This window comes from Burkholderia sp. Ac-20345, from assembly GCF_017104825.1.
Lineage (GTDB): Bacteria > Pseudomonadota > Gammaproteobacteria > Burkholderiales > Burkholderiaceae > Burkholderia > Burkholderia lata_B.
On sequence record NZ_JAAGPO010000451.1, the window covers coordinates 1 to 2,019 of the forward strand.

Annotated in this window: 2 protein-coding genes and 1 pseudogene; 1 reads left to right on the forward strand and 2 read right to left on the reverse strand. The window is 71.0% G+C overall.

The window, feature by feature from the left end; genetic code table 11:
- Together G3O06_RS49545 and G3O06_RS47855 are read right to left on the reverse strand one after the other, a co-directional pair.
- Positions 1 to 168 (reverse strand): annotated as a pseudogene (locus G3O06_RS49545) (lactate utilization protein C); the annotation flags it as partial.
- Positions 165 to 965, reverse strand: a complete 801-nt coding sequence (locus G3O06_RS47855) for a (Fe-S)-binding protein (RefSeq protein WP_205820334.1) — start codon at positions 963 to 965, stop codon at positions 165 to 167. The gene G3O06_RS47855 and the pseudogene G3O06_RS49545, both read right to left, overlap by 4 nt.
- Positions 966 to 1,099: 134 nt before the next feature.
- On the opposite strand from G3O06_RS47855, the gene G3O06_RS47860 reads away from it, so the two are divergent.
- Positions 1,100 to 1,816: a FadR/GntR family transcriptional regulator gene (locus G3O06_RS47860; protein ID WP_174955054.1), complete on the forward strand. Its 717-nt coding sequence runs from the start codon at positions 1,100 to 1,102 to the stop codon at positions 1,814 to 1,816.
- Positions 1,817 to 2,019 lie beyond the last annotated feature (203 nt).

The following is a 2,019-nucleotide window of genomic DNA, read 5'->3' on the forward strand; positions in this document are numbered from 1 at the left end:
TGCCTGCATCGCGTGGGCTAGCGCGTGCGGATCGCGTGCGGTCTCGATCGGCGAGCGGTGCGCGTCGTAATGCGTGTCGATGCGTGCGTCGAGCGCGGCGGCGGCCTCGGCGGCGACACCCGGCGCGGCGGCGCGCAGCCGCTTGAGGATCGCGTCGCGCGCACTCATTGCTTGTCTCCGCGCAGCGACGCGGCGCCTGCCGTGCGTCGCCACAGGAAGCTGGCGAGGTGCTCGACCGGCAGCGTCGCGCCGGCCTTGGTCGCAGCATGGCCGATGTTCAGCAGGCAGCCGCAGTCGGCGGACACGAGCCGGTCGCAGCCCGTCGCGCAGGCCGACGCGACCTTGTCGCGCACCATCGCGCCTGAGATGTCCGGATGTTTCAGCGAGAACGTGCCGCCGAAGCCGCAGCATTCGGATTCGCGTTCGTGTTCGATGCGCGTCACGCCCGGCAGCGCGTCGATAAGTGCGACACCGTGGACGCGCGTGCCCATCTCGCGGCGGGCCGCGCACGACGTGTGCAGCACCACGCGCTCGTCGGGCCCGGCGTTGGCCGTGGCCGCGTCGAGTTGCACGTCGAGCACATGGACGAGGAATTCGGCGAGTTCGTAGGTTCGCTCCGCGATCGCGCGGGCTGTCCGGCCGTGGACCGGATCGTCGGCGAACAGCGCCGGCCAATGGTGGCGGATCATGCCCGCGCACGAGCCGGACGGCACGATCACGGGCCAAGGTTCGGCGAACAGGTCGAGCTGCGCGGCCGCGACGCGGCGCGCTTCGTCGGGATTGCCGCTGCTGTAGGCCGGCTGCCCGCAGCAGCTCTGGCCGCGCGGATAGTGGACGGTCAGGCCCTCGCGTTCCAGCAGGCGGACCGCGTCGAGCCCGGCTTCGGGGACGAACAGGTCGACCAGGCAGGTCGCGAACAGGTAGACGTGCGCGGCGGCGGCGGCGGGGTACTGTCTTTCGTTCATGTCTCGCTCCAGAGGCGCCGGCCCGGCATGCGGATGCGGGACGACAATTTCGCTGCATAATTCCCGCGACGGCGCCGGAGCTCAAATTGGTTGGGCCAATCGGCGTGGCAGGTATTCCGCAGGGAGACGCGACGATGGCAGCGATGACGGCACGGGGCCGGACCGAAGTGGTGATGCGCAAGATCGAGACGGCGCTGCTCGACGGCACATGGCCGGCCGGCGCGCGCCTGCCGGCCGAGCGCGTGCTCGCGCAGGAATACGGTGTCGCGCGCAATACGGTGCGCGAGGCGACCCAGCGGCTCGTCGCGCGCGGGCTGCTGCAGAGCCGGCGCGGCGCGGGCGTCTACGTGACGGACCAGTTGCGTGCCGGCATCGCGTCGCCGTGGGGCCAACTGGTCGCGGATCATCCGGCGCTGCGCGACGACATCCTCGAGTTCCGGCGCGTGCTCGAAGGCGCGACGGCCTATTTCGCCGCGCTGCGCGCCGATGCGAACGACCGGCGCCGGATCCGTGCGCTGCTGCGCGAACTCGAAACGGCGCACGCGAACGGCGCCGCGGCCGTCGAGGCCGCGACCGACGCGAAGCTGCACGAGGCGATCGCGCTCGCATCGCACAACACGATGTTCCTGCACCTGCATACGAGCGTGATCGGGATGCTGCGCGAGCACATCTCGATCAACGTGGCGGGCATGACGACGCACGACGAGCAGGCGTCCGAACTGCTGTTGCTGCAGCACCGCGTCGTGTGCGAAGCAATCTGCGCGCAACGGCCCGAAGAGGCGCGCACCGCGATGCAGACGCATATCGACTACGTGCGCAGCCATTTCGAGCGCAGCGGCGACGGAGCCTGATATTGGTTGGACCGCTTCGACGTGTGGCCCGTCCCGCGGCCACCTCCGGCGCGGCGGGGCGTCGACGCCCGGCAGGCGGGTGCACGCCTGCGGTTCGAAGTTGCCGGTGCCGCCCGCGCGATTGACCGGTTCATCGGGCGCCCACTAGAATCGGCCGGAACCGCGCGCCAGCCGCGCGCCGCGGCGCATGCGGGCCCTTTGTA

What these genes read in the sequence shown, in the direction of transcription:
- G3O06_RS47855 (WP_205820334.1), bottom strand. Translation starts at nt 965, where the DNA reads ATGAACGAAAGACAGTACCCCGCCGCCGCCGCCGCGCACGTCTACCTG.
- G3O06_RS47860 (WP_174955054.1), top strand. Translation starts at nt 1,100, where the DNA reads ATGGCAGCGATGACGGCACGGGGCCGGACCGAAGTGGTGATGCGCAAG.